The following is a 16331-nucleotide window of genomic DNA, read 5'->3' as shown; positions in this document are numbered from 1 at the left end:
GCTGCCTCTTTGCTGGTTCGCGCCGGCCCGGAGCATCTGTCCGCGGGCCGCGCGAAGCGGGGTTCGCCGAAAGCGATTACTTCGCAGCCTTGCCCAGCTTGTTGCCGAACTTCTGGCGGAACTTCTCGACGCGGCCGGCCGTGTCCATGATCTTCTGGGTGCCGGTGTAGAACGGGTGCGATTCCGACGAGACTTCGATCTTGGCCAGCGGGTATTCCTTGCCGTCCTTCACGATCTTGTCCTTGGTCTGGATGGTCGAGCGGGTGATGAAGCTGAAGTCGCTGGACATGTCCTGGAACACGACTTCGCGGTAATTCGGGTGAATGCCTTCTTTCATGATGAGTCCTTTCTGGTTGGGTAGCCAGTCCGTTGCGATCCGCGCTTTGCTGCTGCGCTTTACTGCTGTATTCGCTGAAAACACGACGCGTCGACGAACGAACCACTTGCCGGTAACGGGCAAACCGGAATTATGGCAGAAAAACAATGACTTGGGGAAGAGGAAGAGGCATGTCGCGCGCTGCCTGGGCTGGAAGCCTGGATATGCCTTTCTGCTCACATTGCGGCGGGATCCTGGCGGTAAAAAGAGGCTAGCGACTGGTAGACAACCGGCCAATACCGGGCCAGGCCGCCTGGCTCGACAAAAAAAGCTTCCGACGTCACCGCAAAGAATTCGCCGGGGGTCTCGCTACCGTACGGGTCGATGATGCGCAGGGCCGGCGGCAGCCGTTCGGGATGCTCCCAGTCCGATTCCTTGCGTGCCTCCCATGCCTCGGCAAAGCGGTCGTACTCGGTGAGGAAGGTTTCCGCCCACGCTTCAGCATCGATATCCGGATGCAGCACGCGCGAGAAGGGCGGCACGCCGTCCGGCTCGCCGTCGAGCATGTCCAGCTTGTGGGCAAATTCATGGATGACCACGTTGTAAGTGTCAGCCGGCAGCTCATGGTCGCTGTCGATGCCGGCCCCCGGTGCATACACGTCCGCCCAGGACAGGATCACGGGGCCATGTTCCCAGGCTTCGCCGCTGGCTTCCTCTACCACGCCGTGCACCAGGCCGATCTCGTCCTGCACGGTCCGGCGGATGATGAATTCACCGGGGTACAGCACGATGCCGTGCCAGCCGCGGTACCACGCCAGCCCCAGCTTCAGAATCGGCACGCACGCTTGCACGGCAACGCTGACGACCATGTCGTCGGCCAGCGGCAACTCGTGCGCGGTGGAGTATTCCTTCTCCGCAATGAACAGCGTGGCCAGCTCGCGCAGCGCGGCCAGGTCTTCGCTGCCATAGCGCTGCACGAACGGCAGCGTGGCGATGGTGCGCTCCCACAGGTCGTCGGGGATCGCGTAGTGCTCCAGCTTGCGGGCCCTGGAGCGGGTGCGCAGGAATGCAGTCAGTTTGCCGAGCATAGGAAACCAATCGGACAACAAAAAAGCGTGCCGTGGCACGCCTTTCTGTTCGTCTTGCGGCGCGTCCCTGAGCGGTGCGCCGCAGCGAGGCTTAGCCGCCTCTGCGCATCATATCGAAAAACTCTGCGTTGTTCTTCGTGGCCTTCATCTTGTCCATGATGAACTCCATGGCCTGCACTTCATCCATGTCGGAGATGAACTTGCGCAGCACCCAGATCTTCTGCAGGATTTCCGGCTTGATCAGCAGTTCTTCGCGGCGCGTGCCGGACTTGTTCAGGTTGATCGACGGGTAGACGCGCTTCTCGGCCAGGCGGCGTTCCAGGTGCACTTCCATGTTGCCGGTGCCCTTGAACTCTTCATAGATCACGTCGTCCATGCGGCTGCCGGTTTCGATCAGCGCGGTGGCGATGATGGTCAGCGAACCGCCTTCTTCCAGGTTGCGCGCGGCGCCGAAGAAGCGCTTCGGACGCTGCAGCGCGTTGGCGTCGACACCGCCGGTCAGCACCTTGCCCGAGGCCGGCACCACCGTGTTGTAGGCACGCGCCAGGCGGGTGATCGAGTCCAGCAGGATCACCACGTCGCGCTTCAGCTCGACCAGGCGCTTGGCCTTCTCGATCACCATTTCGGCGACCTGCACGTGGCGGATGGCCGGTTCGTCGAAGGTGGACGCCACCACTTCGCCGCGCACCGAACGCTGCATCTCGGTCACTTCTTCCGGACGCTCGTCGATCAGCAGCACGAACAGATCGGCTTCCGGATGATTGTTCGCGATCGCGTGTGCAATGTGCTGCAGCATCACGGTCTTGCCGGACTTGGGCGAGGCCACCAGCAGCGCGCGCTGGCCGCGGCCGATCGGCGCGATCATGTCGATGATGCGGCCGGTGATGTTCTCTTCCGCCTTGATGTCGCGTTCGAGCGTGAGCGGCCGGTTCGGGTGCAGCGGCGTCAGGTTCTCGAACATGATGCGGTTCTTGACCGCTTCGGGAGGCTGCCCGTTGACCTTGTCCACCTTCACCAGCGCAAAGTAGCGCTCGCCGTCCTTGGGCGTGCGCACTTCACCTTCGATCGAGTCGCCGGTATGCAGGTTGAAGCGGCGGATCTGCGACGGGCTGATGTAGATATCGTCCGTGCTGGCCAGGTACGAAGTCTCCGGCGAGCGCAGGAAGCCGAAGCCGTCGGGCAGAACTTCCAGCGTGCCGTCTCCGAAGATGGTTTCGCCCATCTTGGCGCGCTTCTTCAGGATCGCAAACATCAGTTCCTGTTTGCGCATCCGCTGTGCGTTGTCGATCTCGAGCGTTGCCGCCATTTCGAGAAGCGCAGACACGTGAAGCGATTTGAGTTCTGTCAGGTGCATAGACGAGGGGTACAGATTTGCCCGGACGGGCGAGACTGAAAGAGAAGGGGGAAAAATGAGCGAACGCTCGGGGAGTTGTTGGTGGCATCTTAGCACAATCCGACCGGTGCGCCAGGGTGTGGCGCACGCACGTCGGATCGTGACAAAACCGGAGCGGCTGGTCTCGCTCCGGCGCGCAGCTTACAGGTTGCCGTCGAGGAAGGCAGTCAGTTGCGACTTGGACAGCGCGCCGACCTTCTGGGCCGCGACCGCGCCGTTCTTGAACAGGATCAGTGTCGGGATGCCGCGGATGCCGAACTTGGCCGGGACCTGCTGGTTTTCATCGACGTTGATCTTGGCGACCTGCAGCTTGTCGCCATAGTCCTTGGCAACTTCGTCAAGAATCGGGGCGATCATCTTGCAGGGGCCGCACCATTCCGCCCAGAAGTCGAGCAGGACGGGCTTGTCGGACTGGAGGACGTCGGTGTCGAAGGAGGCGTCGCTCACATACTTGATTTGTTCGCTCATGGCGGAAAACCTCTGGTTTCGCTCTGTTTATGTTGAAGGCCGGGAAACTGGATAGGACAGAACCGTAACCTTACACGAGAATGCGCGGACCCGCCGAAGACGCCTTTGCCGCCTGCCGGCTGGCTCTGGCGGCCGCAGCCGCGCCCGTTGCTGCCGATATGTTACCAGTTTGCCGATTTTCAAGACCGGCACCGGTGTGGGGCCGAAAACGTCGTCGGCAACGGTAATGATTCTGCTGCAATCGGGTGATTAGTAGAAATGCTTATTTTCAATGGCGCCAAGAGATTCAGCCAATCGGCCTGGGTGCCATGGCGTGCACATGCGGGCTGGGCATAGTGCCGGATCCGCGTTGCGTGCGCGTAGAATAGAAAGCGGTCCGCGGGCCGCGCACCGGCCGGCCGACCCTCACGAACCCTGCTCTCCCGAGAAGGCCATCGACAAGGTCATCGATATGAACACCGATCCCCGCAAGCCTACCCAGCCCGAGTCCGGCCAGACGCCGGACGTGGACCACCTGAGCGATGCGCTGGACCACATCAGCAGCGCGGTCGAGACCAACAGCATTGCCAGCGGCGCCGCCAAGGGCCTGGTCTACAGCATCATCGAGACGCTGGGTACGCTGGTGGGCGACCCGGACCTTCCCGAGCATGCGCGCTCCGGCTACGAGGGCCTGCTCGAAACCGCGCGCGAGATCCGCGCCCGGCTGGAGGGCGGCACGCACTGAGCGGCCTGCCCGAACGCACACGCTCCGGTTCCGCGCACCGGGGCGCTTCCATGAATCGCCGCCCGCCGTGTTGGCCGGCGGCGTCCGGTATTCTCTTTGCCTTGTTTCCTGACGTCTTCCCCGACCGACGCAGTTTCCGCAGCCATGCCGCGCTGCGGCCCACGAGCCCATGACGTCGCTGAGCTTTCGCCCTGGCCCTGATTTCCTCGAGCAGGCGGCCACTGCAGCCTGGTTTTTCCTGGACCGCTGTGGCGCGCCCGAAGCCGGCGCGCACGTGGTGGTGCCGACCGCCGCGCAGATTCCCGGCGTGCGCGAGGCGCTCGACGCCGCCGCGCGCGCGGCCGGGCGGCCGCGCCTGTTGCCGCGCGTGCTGACGCTGGGCCACTGGCTGCTCGACCTGCCGCCCGACGGCACGCCGGTACGCAGCCATGCGGCGCGGCTGCTGGCGGTGCAGCAGGCCGTGCGCGGGCAAGAGTGGCTGCGCCGCGCCTTCGGCGCGCAGAACGAGACCGCGGCGTGGGGCCTGTCGCAGACCCTGCTTGCGATTTGCGACGAACTGAATGCGCGCTGGCTCGAGGACGCCGCCATCCGCGATGACGACGACATCGACGGCGACGACCGCGCCGCGCTGCTGCAGGGCGCGCTGGAACGCACCTACTCGCACCTGTCCGAACGCTTCCTGGGGGAAGAGGCCCGCATCGTGCTGGCGTTCTGGCAGGCGCTGTCCGGGCCCGACGATCCGCTGCCGGCGCGGCGCCGCGCGTTGCGCGAACTGTCGCAGCAACTGCGCGGCCCGGTGGTGTGGATCGCGCCGACACCCCCTGCGCCGCTCGAAGCCGCGTTCCTGCGCGATGCCGCGGAACTGGCGCCGGTGCTGCAGGTCGGGTACGACTGGGCGGGGCAGGGCGGCATGGACACCAATGCGGACTCCGATGCGGACTCCAATGAGGACTCCAATGCCGACGCCGATGCCGACTGGTACCGGACGCTGCTGTCGCTGTGGCCCGAAGCACGTATTGCCGGGGAGGGCGACGCCATTGCGCCGACACCCGCCATGCCGGCACTGCCCGAGCAACGGCCGGCCATCCGCGTGATCGGCAGCGCGCGCTTCGAGGACGAAGCCGCGGCCGCCGCGGCGCAACTGGTGCAATGGCTCAACGAAGGCCGCCGCCAGGTCGCGCTGGTGGCCCATGACCGCGTGGTGGCGCGGCGCGCGCGCGCGCTGCTGGCGCGTGCCGGCGCACCCGTGCGCGACGAGACCGGCTGGAAGCTGTCGACCACGCGCGCGGCCGCGGCGCTGATGCGCTGGTTCGACCTGCTGGTGCGCGACGGCGATACCGCGGCGCTGCTCGACCTGTTGAAAAGCCCGTTCTGCCTGCCCGATTTCGCCGAGCGCGGCGCGGCCATCGCGCTGCTGGAGCGCCAGGTGCGGCGCGAGGGCATTACCGGCGGCTGGCCGCGCCTGCGGCAGTTGTTCGGCAGCGCCCCGACAAGCGCGCCCGAGCCTGGCAGCGACGAGGACGAGGCCACCGAAGCGCCACGCCGCGCCGCGCGGGCGCTGATTGCCGTGCTGGCCGACGAAGCGGCACGCTGGCCGCGCGGCCTTGCGCAGCATCCGCTGGCAACGTGGCTGGAGCGGCTCGAGGGCATGCTTGACGGCTTTGGAATGCGCGCTGCGCTTGCAGCCGACGAGGCCGGCAGCCAGTTGCTCGACGCGCTGGCGCGGCTGCATGAGCTGCCGCAGGACGAGACCGGCGGCCACGCCACGCTGTCGCAGGGCGAGTTCCGCGCCATGCTGTCGGCGCTGCTCGAATCCGTGGCCTACAAGGAGCCATCCGCCAGCGGCCCGGCGCGCATTACCATCCTGCCGCTGAACGGCGCGCGCATGCGCCGATTCGAGGGCGTGGTGATCGTGGGTTGCGACGATGCGCAATTGCCTTCGAGCGCGGCCGAGCTGATGTTCTTCTCCAACCAGATGCGCCGCGAGCTGGACCTCGAAGACCGCGAGGCGCGCTTCGCCCAGCAGGCGCGTGACCTGGCGGAGGTGCTGCTGAACAACGCCGACGTGGTGATGACCTGGCAGCGCTTCGGTGGCCGCGGCGAGCCGCATCATGTATCGGGCTGGATCGAGCGGCTGGCGGCATGCTGTGCGCGCAGCGGCGTCATCATCGATGGCAACGCCATGCCGCAGGCCTTCGAGACCTTCGCCGAACCGCAAGGCATGCCCGCGCCGTCCGCGTTGCCGGAGCTGGTGCCGCAGCGCTGGAGCGCGCAGGCGTACAACATGCTGCGCCGCTGCCCGTACCAGTTCTTCGCCGGCCGCATGCTCGGCCTGGCCGGGCTTGAGACCGTCAGCGACGAACTGGAAAAGCGCGAGATCGGCGAGCACCTGCATCGCGTGCTGCTGCGCTACCACAAGGACCTGCACGCGCGCCGCGAGCGCGGCGAAACGCTGTCGCAAGACCAGCGCCTGGCGCGGCTGCGCGAGATCTCGGACGATGTGTTCGGCGCTCTGATGGCCGAGGACGGCAACGCCATCGCCTATTACCGGCGCTGGCGCGAGGTGCTGCCCTCGTATGTCGCGTGGCAGTCGGGTCGGGAGGCGGAGGGCTGGTTCTGGCGTGGCGGCGAGCTCGATGCCGGCATCGACCTGCCCATGCCCGACGGCCAGCCGCTGCGGCTGACCGGACGCATCGACCGGCTCGACCAGGGGCCGCACGGCGCGCATGCGGTGCTCGACTACAAGACGCAGAGTGCCACACGGCTCAAGCGCAAGCTGGCCGAGGTCGAGGAAGATTGCCAGCTGCCGTTCTACGGGCTGTTGCGGGCCGATGCGGTAGACGGCAGCTGGGTGTCGCTCGAAGGCGCGAAGGAGAGCGCGCGCGACAACTCGCCGTCGGCGCAACGCGAGATCGGCCTGCCCGACTTCCAGGCCGCGGTCACCTGGCTCGAACGGCAGATGCGCCATGACGTAATGCGGCTGCGCCAGGGCGCGCGGCTGCCCGCGTTCGGCGATGCCTCGGCCTGCATGTATTGCACCGCCCGCGGCCTGTGCCGCAAGGGCTTCTGGGAATCCACCGCCGTGCCGGTGCTGAAAACATGATGGTCCACGATCTGCTCAATCCCCAGGATACCCAGGGCCAGCCCTACCAGCGCGATGGCCAGCCCGTGTCGGAGGCCGAGTTCACCCGCGCGGCCTGCGATCCCGCGCGCTCGGTCGTGGTCGAGGCCTGCGCCGGCAGCGGCAAGACCTGGCTGCTGGTGGCGCGCCTGGTGCGCCTGCTGCTGGCCGGCGCCGCGCCGCACGAGATCCTCGCGATCACGTTCACGCGCAAGGCCGCCGAAGAAATGCGCGATCGCCTGCTGGAAGTGCTGGCACAACTGTCGCGCGATCCCGACGACGACGTCATCGCCGCGCTGATGCAACGCGGCCTGAGCACGGAGGCCGCCCGTGACGCGCTGCCGCGCGCGCGGCGCCTGCATGCGCAGGTGCTGGCCGCGCCCGGGCGCATGGCCATCGACACCTTCCACGGCTGGTTCGGCACGCTGCTGCGCGGCGCGCCGCTGGCGTCGGGCATCGTGCCCGGCGCGTCGCTGCGCGAAGATGCCTTGCGCATGAAGCGTGAAGCTTGGGCGCCGGTCTGGCGCGCGCTGGCCACGCCGCAGTACGAAGACCTGCGCGCCGCATGGGAAACGCTGGTCGATACCATGGGCGACTTCCAGGCGCGCGCGCTGCTCGACGCCATGTTCCATGCCCGCAGCGAATGGTGGGCAATGCAGGAAGGCGGCGACCCGCGGCAGGCATTGTGCGACTGCCTTGGCGAAGACGCCCAGGGCGATGTCCTGCTGCAGGCGCTGGCCGACGAAGGCTGGCGCGATGCCTGCGAGACGCTGGCGCTGCGCCTGGGCGCCGGCGGCAAGACCGAACAGACCCATGCCACGCGCATCACCGACGCGCTGATGGCCATCACCGCCTGGCGCGAAGCCGGCGCGGCGCCGGGCAAGGCCGCCGAACGCGTGTTCGCGCAACTGCGCGCGGCGTTCTTCACCACCACGGGCGAGCCGCGCTCGCTGCGCCGGACCAACGCCCTCGTCAAGGCCGCGGGAGGCGAGGGCATGGTCGATACGCTGCTCGACCAGCATGCGTCCATCTGCGCGATGCTCGACGAAATCAGCGCCCGCTGCTGCGAGGCCGCGGTGCTCGCCATCAACCAGGCGCTGTTCTGCATCGGCGACGCCTTGCTGACGCGCTACCAGCAGCACAAGCAGGAACAGCGCGCGATGGACTTCGCCGACCTGGAGTGGCAGGCCGCGCAGCTGATGTCCGACGAAGAGACCGCGACCTACCTTCAGGTGCGCCTGGACGCGCGCTACCGCCACCTGCTGCTCGATGAGTTTCAGGATACCAACCCGCTGCAGTGGCGCATCCTGCAGGGCTGGCTGGCTGGTTACGCGGGCCTGGGCGAGCGCCCGACCGTGTTCCTGGTGGGCGACCCCAAGCAGTCGATCTACCGCTTCCGCCGCGCCGACGCGCGGCTGTTCGGCGCTGCCGGCGAGATGCTGCGCGATGCGTTCGGGGCAACGGTGCTGCGCACCAATCGCACGCGGCGCAATCGCGCCGAGGTGCTGGACTGGGTCAATGCCGTGTTCGACGCGGCGCGCGCCGAAGGGCGCTACCCGCTGTACGAGACGCAGACCTCGGCGCTGGCCGAAGGCGGCGGTCCGGTGTGGCTGCTGCCGCTGGTAGAGGCCGAGGACAAGGCCAAGGACGAGGCCGATGACAAGACAGGCGACAGCGAAGCGAGCGAGCCGCAAGCGCAGGCCGGCGACGACGCCACGCACCGCGACACGCTGCTGCAGCCGCGCCGGCACGCTGGCGATTCGCTACGCCTGGAGGAAGGCCGGCGCGTGGCCGCGTGGCTTCGCCATGTGCGCGACACCGTGCCGGTCCACGAGAACGGCGGCACGCGCCCCGCGCGCTGGAGCGACATGCACCTGCTGGTGCGCCGCAAGACCCATCTCGCGGACTACGAGCGCGCGCTGCGCGAGGCGGGCATCCCGTGCCTGAGCCCGCGCCGCGGCGGCCTCCTGGCCACGCTGGAAGCGCTGGACCTGTCGGCCTTGCTGGCCTTCCTGATGACACCGGAGTCCGATCTCGATCTCGCCCATGTGCTCAAGAGTCCGCTGGTCGGCGCGACCGACGATGACCTGCTGGCGCTGGCGCAGCTGGAAGGCGAGGGCGGCTGGTGGGCGCGCATCGAAGCCAACGGCCTGCCCGGGCACGTCTCGGACGCATTGCGCGAAGGCGTGCCGCGGCTGCGCCAGTGGCTGCGCGTCGCGCCGCACCAGCCGGTGCACGACCTGATCGACCAGATCTTCCACGGCGGCGAAGTCCGGCGCCGTTATGCCGAAGCCGCGCCGCCGGATATCCGCGAGCAGGTGCTGGCCAACCTCGATGCCTTCCTGAAGCTGTCGCTGGATCTGGACGGCGGGCGTTACCCAAGCCTGCCCAAGTTTATCGACGAGCTGCAGGAAATCCGCCGGGGCGACGAGGGCGAGAGCCCCGACGAAGGTGGCATGGGCGACAACGCTGAAGACACGGAGCCGGCCGAGGACGATGCCGCCTTTGCCGGCCTCGACGCGGTTCACATCCTGACCGTGCATGCAGCCAAGGGCCTGGAGGCACCGTTCGTGGTGTTGCTCGATGCCAACCACAGCGATCCCGCCGCGGACAAGGGCGGGATCCTGGTCGACTGGCCGCCGTCGTCGCCGGTGCCGCGGCATTTCTCGGCGTATGGCAAGCGCTGCGAGCGCGGCCTGGCGCGCGCGCCGATGTTCGAGGCCGAGTCGGCACTGGGCGAGCGGGAGAACTGGAACCTGCTGTACGTCGCCATGACGCGGGCGCAGCAAGGCCTGCTGGTCAGCGGCGTGAAGGGCCGCACCAGCCGCGCCGGCGCCGGCGAGAACAACGCGGAGATCGCCGGCAGCTGGTACGTGCGGCTGCAGGGCGCAGGCGTGGGCGAGATGCTGCCCGCGTACCCCGCGCAACCGGCGCAGGCGGGCGACAGCGATGCGCCCATGCTGGCGCGCCTGAGCGAGCCGGTGCGCTTCACCGACTTCCGCCTGCGCTACCGCGACGCCGGGGCGCTGCCATCGTTCGAGGACGACGCGCAGGCCGGCGAGGATGCGTCGGAAGACGACGGCATCGTCTTCAACGCCGCGGCGGCCCGCCACGGCGAACTGGTGCACGCCCTGCTGGAGCGGCTGACGCGCTATCCGGAAGCCTTCGCCGGCATTCCGGACATCGACACGGTGCTGCGCTGGTTCCCGCTCACCGGCGCGCATACGCCCGAGGCGCGGCAAGCCTGGCGAGACCAGGTCGATGAAGCGCTTGCGGCGGTGCGCGCGATGCTGGCTGCGCCGGCGCTGGCGCAGCTGCTGTCGCCAAACGAGGCCGGCAGCGCGCGCAACGAAGTCGAGCTGTATGACGCGCGCGGCCGGCTGCTGCGCATCGACCGGCTGGTGGAATTCGACGACCGCATCGTCATCGTCGACTACAAGCTGCGGTTGCTGCCGCAGGAGCACGCGGCCTATCGCGCGCAGCTGGGGCGCTATGTGGCGGCGGTTGCGCCGCTGTTCCCGGGCAAGCGCATCGAGGCCGGCGTGGCCACCGCGGACGGCGAGTGGATTCCCGCCGAGCGGCTGGCGCCGCCGATGCTGACGCAGCAGGGTTCGCTGTTCTGAGTGGCGAGCGCGCCGGACAGCTTCGGCAAATCGGCGCAGAATGGTCCGTGCGTGCGCCGTGTCCGGCGCACGCCAGTCGACCCGCTGTACTAAAGTGGCCTAAAGTGGCAGGTACGGCGCTGCAAGCGGCGCGCGCATGCCGATGCGGATGCTGATCGCGGGAGCGTGGGGCGAAGCGGTGGAACGGTGAAGCAGGAGGGAGAAGGGAGCGGTAAGGCGGGACGTAGGTAAAGCGGGCGTAGAGGTGGACGAGCCTGACCCTCGGCACTGGTGGAAAACGGCTGTGGCTGCTTCGTTCCCGACCTGACCAGGTTGACCGCGCCACCATGCGAGGAGGCCCGTCCGAGCGGCATTGTAACCCAGTCCGGGGCATCGCGTCGAATTGCCTTGCCGGACACGGGTCATTGCATGCGGCAAAGCGCCGGCTTGATCTGGCGCAGGCAGTGTGGGCCGCGCCGGCCCGACCATGACAGGCCGCCGCACTACCAGCGGCGCGGCGCGCCGGCGATGCGCGTCCCGGATCCACCGATTCACCCAACACGGAGCGTGGTGAGCCCAGACATGAACGCAAACGACCAGATCATTCACGGCGCCATGGCGCCGCAGGAAATCTCCACCGAAGTCCTGATCGAAAAATACGCCAAGGGCGAAGAAGGCAGCATTGCCGACGTCAGGCAGCGCGTGGCGCTGGCGCTGGCGCAGGCCGAGCCGGAGCACGAGCGCGAAGCCTGGAGCGCGCGCTTCCTGTGGGCGCAGGAAAACGGCTTCGTGCCGGCCGGGCGCATCAATTCCGCCGCCGGCACCGGTATCCAGGCCACGCTGATCAACTGCTTCGTGCAGCCGGTGGGCGACTCGGTGTCGGAAGCGCGCGACGAGCGGCCCAGCATCTATACCGCGGTGGCGCAGGCGGCCGAGACCATGCGCCGTGGCGGCGGCGTCGGCTATGACTTCTCGGCGATCCGGCCGGCGGGCGCGCTGGTGCGCGCGACGCATTCGCGCGCGTCGGGGCCGGTGTCCTTCATGAAGGTGTTCGATGCCTCGTGCGCGACGGTTGAATCTGCGGGCGCGCGCCGCGGTGCGCAGATGGGCGTGTTGCGCTGCGACCATCCGGACATCGAAAGCTTTATCCACGCCAAGGACAAGGGCGACCTCACCAACTTCAATATCTCGATCGGCGTCACCGACGAATTCATGCGGGCGGTGCAGGCCGATGGCGAGGTCGAGCTGATCCATGAGGCCGAGCCCGGCGCCGACATGATCGCCGCCGGCGCCTACCGCCGCGACGACGACCAATGGGTGTATCGCCGCCTGCCGGCGCGGCAGCTGTGGGACCAGGTCATGCAGGCCACCTACGACCACGCCGAGCCCGGCATCCTGTTCCTGTCGCGCATCAACGCCGACAACAATCTCTATTACTGCGAGCGCATCGAGGCCACCAATCCCTGTGCCGAACAGCCTCTGCCGCCGTATGGCTGCTGCTGCCTGGGTTCGATCAACCTGACGCGCTTCGTGCGCCAGCCGTTCTCGCCGCAGGCTGAGTTCGACTTCGATGCCTTTGCCGAAGTGGTGCGCGTGGCCACGCGCATGCTCGACAACGTGCTCGACGTGACTTTCTGGCCGTTGCCCGAGCAGCAGGCCGAGGCCCACGCCAAGCGCCGCGTCGGCCTGGGTTTCCTGGGACTGGGCAGCGCGCTGGTGATGCTGGGCCTGCGCTACGACACCGAGCCGGCGCGGCAACTGGCGGCGCGAATTGCCGAACGCATGCGCGACGAGGCCTACCTGGCCTCGACCGAACTGGCGGCGCAGAAGGGTGCCTTTCCGCTGCTGGATGTCGACGCCTACCTGCGGAGCGGCTTTGCCAGCCGGTTGCCGCAGGTGGTGCGCGATGCCATTGCGCGCAATGGCCTGCGCAATTCGCACCTGCTGTCGATCGCGCCGACCGGCACGATCACGCTGGCCTTTTCCGACAATGCCTCCAACGGCATCGAGCCGGCCTTCTCCTGGACCTACAACCGCCGCAAGCGGATGCCGGACAACAGCTACCGCTCGTTCGAGGTGGCGGACCACGCTTGGCGCCTCTACCGTCACATGGGTGCCGACATGACACAGCTGCCGGACAGCTTTGTCACGGCGCTGCAGATGTCGGCGCTGGACCATATGCGCATGCTGGAAGCGGTGCAGCCGTACATAGACACCAGCATCAGCAAGACCGTCAACGTGCCGGAGGACTATCCGTACGAGGCCTTCCGCCACCTGTACCTGGAGGCCTGGCAGGCGGGGCTGAAGGGCCTGGCGACCTATCGTCCCAATTCGGTGCTTGGCGCGGTGCTGTCGGTCGATGCCCCGGCGGCAGCGCCCGCGGCGGTGGCCGACGACAACCCGCTGGCGCGCCCGTTCAACAGCCGGCCGGTCGGCGACCTGGAGGGCGTCACTTCCAAGGTCGAATACCTGACCTACGAAGGTCACAAGACGGTCTACCTGACCGTCAACTTCATGCGCGTGGCAGGCGTCGCCGACGGCAAGCCTGTGGCGATCGAGCGGCCGGTGGAGTTCTTCATGCCGGCGGGGCAGCGCAGCGAGGGCCAGCAGTGGATCACCTCCACCATGCGGCTGCTGTCGATGGTGGCGCGCTCGGGTGGTTCGGTCGCCAAGGCGCTGGCCGACATGCGTAACGTGGTGTGGGACAAGGGCACCGTGCGCTATGGCTCGCTGGTGCGGCAGGATGGCACCGAGGTGCCGCGTTTCCATGACTCGGAGGTCGCGGCGCTTGGCTACGCGCTGCAGCGCATACTGATCAAGCGCGGGTTCCTCGATGCGGAAGGCGGACAGGTGCCGGTGGCGGCGCTGGCGGCCCGGCTGGCTCAGCGCGAAAGCGGCGGGGCCGCGATGGCCGCGGATGCCGGGTCCGCCGTCCAGGCCGGAGCTGGCGTGGCAACCCCCGGCGTGGGCACCGGCAAGCCTTGCCCGGAGTGTGGCGCGCACGCCCTGCACAAGGTCGATGGCTGTGCGAAATGCGCCAATTGCGGCTACGTGGGCGAATGCGGCTGAAGCCGTCCCGCGCCTGAAACCCGCCAGCGGCGCGGCGCCGCTGGCAGGCCGGCGCTCCAGGCCGCAAACTCCGGCCCCGCCGCGGGTTGCGGGCGGTCGCCATTTGCTACAATCGCCGCCATGAGTTATCAAGTTCTAGCGCGCAAATGGCGCCCCAGGGATTTCACCACGCTGGTCGGCCAGGAGCACGTGGTCCGCGCGCTCACGCACGCGCTGGAACAGCAGCGGCTGCACCACGCCTACCTGTTCACCGGCACGCGCGGGGTCGGCAAGACCACGCTGTCGCGGATCCTGGCCAAGGCCCTGAACTGCACCGGTGCTGACGGCAACGGCGGCATCACCGCCCAGCCATGCGGGGTGTGCAAGGCCTGCACCGAGATCGACAGCGGCCGCTTCGTCGACTACATCGAGATGGACGCCGCCTCCAACCGCGGCGTCGACGAGATGGCGCAGCTGCTCGACAAGGCGGTCTACGCGCCGGGCACCGGGCGCTTCAAGGTCTACATGATCGACGAAGTGCACATGCTCACCAACCACGCCTTCAACGCCATGCTGAAGACGCTGGAAGAGCCGCCCGGGCACGTCAAGTTCATCCTCGCCACCACCGATCCGCAGAAGATCCCGGTCACGGTGCTGTCACGCTGCCTGCAGTTCAACCTCAAGCAGATGCCGCCGGGGCATATCGTCTCGCACCTGGACCATATCCTGGCGCAGGAAGGCATTGCCCACGACGGCAACGCGCTGCGGCTGCTGGCGCAGGCCGCGCACGGCTCGATGCGCGACGCGCTGTCGCTGACCGACCAGGCTATCGCCTACAGCGCGGGGCAGGTCTCCGAGGAAGCGGTGCGCGGCATGCTGGGCGCGATCGACCAGGGTTACCTGGTGCAGCTGCTCGATGCGCTCGCCGCCGAGGATGGCGCCGCCATGCTGGGCATCGCCGATGCCATGGCCGACCGCAGCCTGTCGTTTGCCGGCGCGCTGCAGGACCTGGCTTCGCTGCTGCACAAGGTGGCGCTGGCGCAGGCCGTGCCGGCTGCGGTGCAGGACGAATGGCCGGAGGCGGACGATGTGCGCCGTCTCGCCGGCGTGTTCGACGCGCAGGAAGTGCAGCTGTTCTACCAGATCGCCAATCTCGGCCGCAATGAGCTGGCGCTGGCGCCGGACGAGTACGCCGGCTTCACCATGACGCTGCTGCGCATGCTGGCGTTCCGCCCGTCGGCGTCGCCGGAGCCCGCGCCCCCGACCGTGGCGCAAGGGCAGGGCGGCGGCGTCGCGCCATCGCGGCCGCGCAGTGCGGCGCTGGCGGCCGATCCGGCCACGCCCCGGCATGCCGCCGTGGCGACTGTGCCCGCGCCGGCGGCAGCACCGGCTGCACCCGCCACCGTCGCGGCGCCGATGCCGGCGGCGGCACCCGTATCCGTATCCGAATCCGTGGCCGAGCCTGCTGCGCCGACAGCGCCGGCGGCCGCCGCCCCCGCGCGGCCGGCGCCGGATGCTGCCATGTCGCCGGCGCGTGCCGCGCTGGCGGCCGCACGTGCCGCCTCCGCGCGCGGCGGCGCGCGCAATGCTCCGCCGCCTGCAGCGCCCGCCGCTGCCGCGGCTCCCGCGCAGCGCCCGCCGGCACAGCCATTGCGCGCGCCCGCTGCGGCTGCCGCTAGCCGTCCCGCCGCGGCGCCGGCCCGGCCGGTCCCGCAGCCGCCCGCGCAAGCCCAGGCACCGGCGCAGCGCGCTGTGCCGCAGCCCCAGGCAGCGTCCGCCAGGCCGGCCCCGGCCGCGCGCCAGCCTGAACCGGAATCGGTGCCGCCATGGGAGATCTCCGGCGGCAGCGATGTGCCGCCATGGGAAGACCTGCCGCCGGACTTGCCGGTCATCGGCCCCTATGACAGCGACCCGGGTTTCGGTGCGGACGAGCGTGACAACGGCTTCAGCGACAACGGTTTCGGCGAGCCGCCGCGTGCCAATTCCGGCAACCGCGCAAGCAACGGCACGCGCAACGCTGCGCCCAGGCCAGCCAGCGCGCCGGTGCGCGAAGCGGAGCCCGCGCGCGAGGCCGCCGCGCCGGCTGCGCCGCCCGAGGGCGCGAGGTACGTCGCCCCGCGTCCTCCCGCAGCGGGTGAAGACGGCTCGCCGCCGGTCTTCACCGGCGACTGGCCGGCACTGGCTGCCGGCCTGCCGCTAAAGGGCCTGGCGCAACAGCTGGCCTACCAGAGCGAACTGACGCAGGTGGTCGGCAAGACCTTCAACCTGCGCATCCCGGTGGCCGCCCTCGGCGAGAACGGCGTCGCCGAACGCCTGCAGCAAGTGCTGTGCGACCACTTCGGCCAGCCCGTGCGCGTGCTGTGCGAAGTCGGCGCGGTCGCGGTCACCGCCGCGGCGGCCGACGCCCAGGCACGTGCCGAGCGCCAGCGCGAAGCCGAGGCCGCGATCGAGGCCGACCCCTTTGTGCAAGGGCTGCTGCGCGACTTTGGCGGCCAGATCGTGCCGGGCTCGATCCAGCCGCGCGCGGCCTGACGGCAACGGCCAGCCACGAATTTCCACCACCGAATTTCT

The 16331-nt window shown here is 68.7% G+C and carries 9 protein-coding genes and 1 other RNA gene; 5 read left to right on the top strand and 5 right to left on the bottom strand.

The window, feature by feature from the left end:
• Positions 1-76 precede the first annotated feature (76 nt).
• The 4 genes from VSR71_RS00580 to trxA all read right to left on the bottom strand — a co-directional run bounded on the left by VSR71_RS00580 (position 77) and on the right by trxA (position 3265).
• Positions 77-337: a type B 50S ribosomal protein L31 gene (locus VSR71_RS00580; protein ID WP_010814268.1), complete on the bottom strand. Its 261-nt coding sequence runs from the start codon at positions 335-337 to the stop codon at positions 77-79.
• 215 nt (positions 338-552) lie between these two features.
• Positions 553-1404 (bottom strand): M90 family metallopeptidase, encoded by an 852-nt coding sequence (locus VSR71_RS00575; RefSeq protein WP_342912050.1) that lies wholly within the window; start codon positions 1402-1404, stop codon positions 553-555.
• A gap of 91 nt (positions 1405-1495) precedes the next feature.
• Positions 1496-2758, bottom strand: a complete 1263-nt coding sequence (gene rho / locus VSR71_RS00570; protein WP_042886485.1) for a transcription termination factor Rho — start codon at positions 2756-2758, stop codon at positions 1496-1498.
• A 180-nt stretch (positions 2759-2938) separates the two neighbouring features.
• The gene (gene trxA, locus VSR71_RS00565; protein WP_342912049.1) at positions 2939-3265 is read right to left on the bottom strand and encodes a thioredoxin TrxA; all 327 of its coding nucleotides are present in this window, start codon (positions 3263-3265) and stop codon (positions 2939-2941) included.
• Positions 3266-3716: 451 nt separating this feature from the next.
• Between trxA and VSR71_RS00560 the strand changes: the two genes are divergently transcribed.
• The 3 genes from VSR71_RS00560 to VSR71_RS00550 all read left to right on the top strand — a co-directional run bounded on the left by VSR71_RS00560 (position 3717) and on the right by VSR71_RS00550 (position 10733).
• On the top strand, positions 3717-3989 hold the full coding sequence (locus tag VSR71_RS00560) for a hypothetical protein (RefSeq protein WP_029046119.1): 273 nt from the start codon (positions 3717-3719) through the stop codon (positions 3987-3989).
• A gap of 169 nt (positions 3990-4158) precedes the next feature.
• A complete protein-coding gene (locus VSR71_RS00555; protein WP_342912048.1) occupies positions 4159-7092 on the top strand; it encodes a PD-(D/E)XK nuclease family protein in 2934 nt (977 codons plus the stop codon).
• Positions 7089-10733 (top strand): UvrD-helicase domain-containing protein, encoded by a 3645-nt coding sequence (locus tag VSR71_RS00550; RefSeq protein WP_342912047.1) that lies wholly within the window; start codon positions 7089-7091, stop codon positions 10731-10733. Before VSR71_RS00555 ends, VSR71_RS00550 begins: the two co-directional genes overlap by 4 nt.
• A gap of 244 nt (positions 10734-10977) precedes the next feature.
• On the opposite strand, the gene ffs is transcribed toward VSR71_RS00550, so the two are convergent.
• Positions 10978-11076, bottom strand: an RNA gene (gene ffs, locus VSR71_RS00545) — signal recognition particle sRNA small type.
• 218 nt (positions 11077-11294) lie between these two features.
• On the opposite strand from ffs, the gene VSR71_RS00540 reads away from it, so the two are divergent.
• Both VSR71_RS00540 and VSR71_RS00535 read left to right on the top strand, forming a co-directional pair.
• Positions 11295-13781, top strand: a complete 2487-nt coding sequence (locus VSR71_RS00540) for an adenosylcobalamin-dependent ribonucleoside-diphosphate reductase (RefSeq protein ID WP_342912046.1) — start codon at positions 11295-11297, stop codon at positions 13779-13781.
• Between the two features lie 120 nt (positions 13782-13901).
• Positions 13902-16292 carry a DNA polymerase III subunit gamma/tau gene (locus VSR71_RS00535; protein WP_342912045.1) on the top strand — a complete coding sequence of 797 codons (2391 nt, stop codon included), beginning with the start codon at positions 13902-13904 and terminating at the stop codon, positions 16290-16292.
• The last annotated feature ends 39 nt before the right edge of the window (positions 16293-16331 follow it).

It is taken from the genome of Cupriavidus oxalaticus (genome assembly GCF_038900635.1).
GTDB lineage: Bacteria > Pseudomonadota > Gammaproteobacteria > Burkholderiales > Burkholderiaceae > Cupriavidus > Cupriavidus oxalaticus_B.
The sequence above is the reverse complement of the archived record's forward strand: the minus strand, read 5'-3'. Positions and strand labels throughout refer to the sequence as shown.

What these genes read in the sequence shown, in the direction of transcription:
- VSR71_RS00580 (WP_010814268.1), bottom strand. Translation starts at nt 337, where the DNA reads ATGAAAGAAGGCATTCACCCGAATTACCGCGAAGTCGTGTTCCAGGAC.
- VSR71_RS00575 (WP_342912050.1), bottom strand. Translation starts at nt 1,404, where the DNA reads ATGCTCGGCAAACTGACTGCATTCCTGCGCACCCGCTCCAGGGCCCGC.
- rho (WP_042886485.1), bottom strand. Translation starts at nt 2,758, where the DNA reads ATGCACCTGACAGAACTCAAATCGCTTCACGTGTCTGCGCTTCTCGAA.
- trxA (WP_342912049.1), bottom strand. Translation starts at nt 3,265, where the DNA reads ATGAGCGAACAAATCAAGTATGTGAGCGACGCCTCCTTCGACACCGAC.
- VSR71_RS00560 (WP_029046119.1), top strand. Translation starts at nt 3,717, where the DNA reads ATGAACACCGATCCCCGCAAGCCTACCCAGCCCGAGTCCGGCCAGACG.
- VSR71_RS00555 (WP_342912048.1), top strand. Translation starts at nt 4,159, where the DNA reads ATGACGTCGCTGAGCTTTCGCCCTGGCCCTGATTTCCTCGAGCAGGCG.
- VSR71_RS00550 (WP_342912047.1), top strand. Translation starts at nt 7,089, where the DNA reads ATGATGGTCCACGATCTGCTCAATCCCCAGGATACCCAGGGCCAGCCC.
- VSR71_RS00540 (WP_342912046.1), top strand. Translation starts at nt 11,295, where the DNA reads ATGAACGCAAACGACCAGATCATTCACGGCGCCATGGCGCCGCAGGAA.
- VSR71_RS00535 (WP_342912045.1), top strand. Translation starts at nt 13,902, where the DNA reads ATGAGTTATCAAGTTCTAGCGCGCAAATGGCGCCCCAGGGATTTCACC.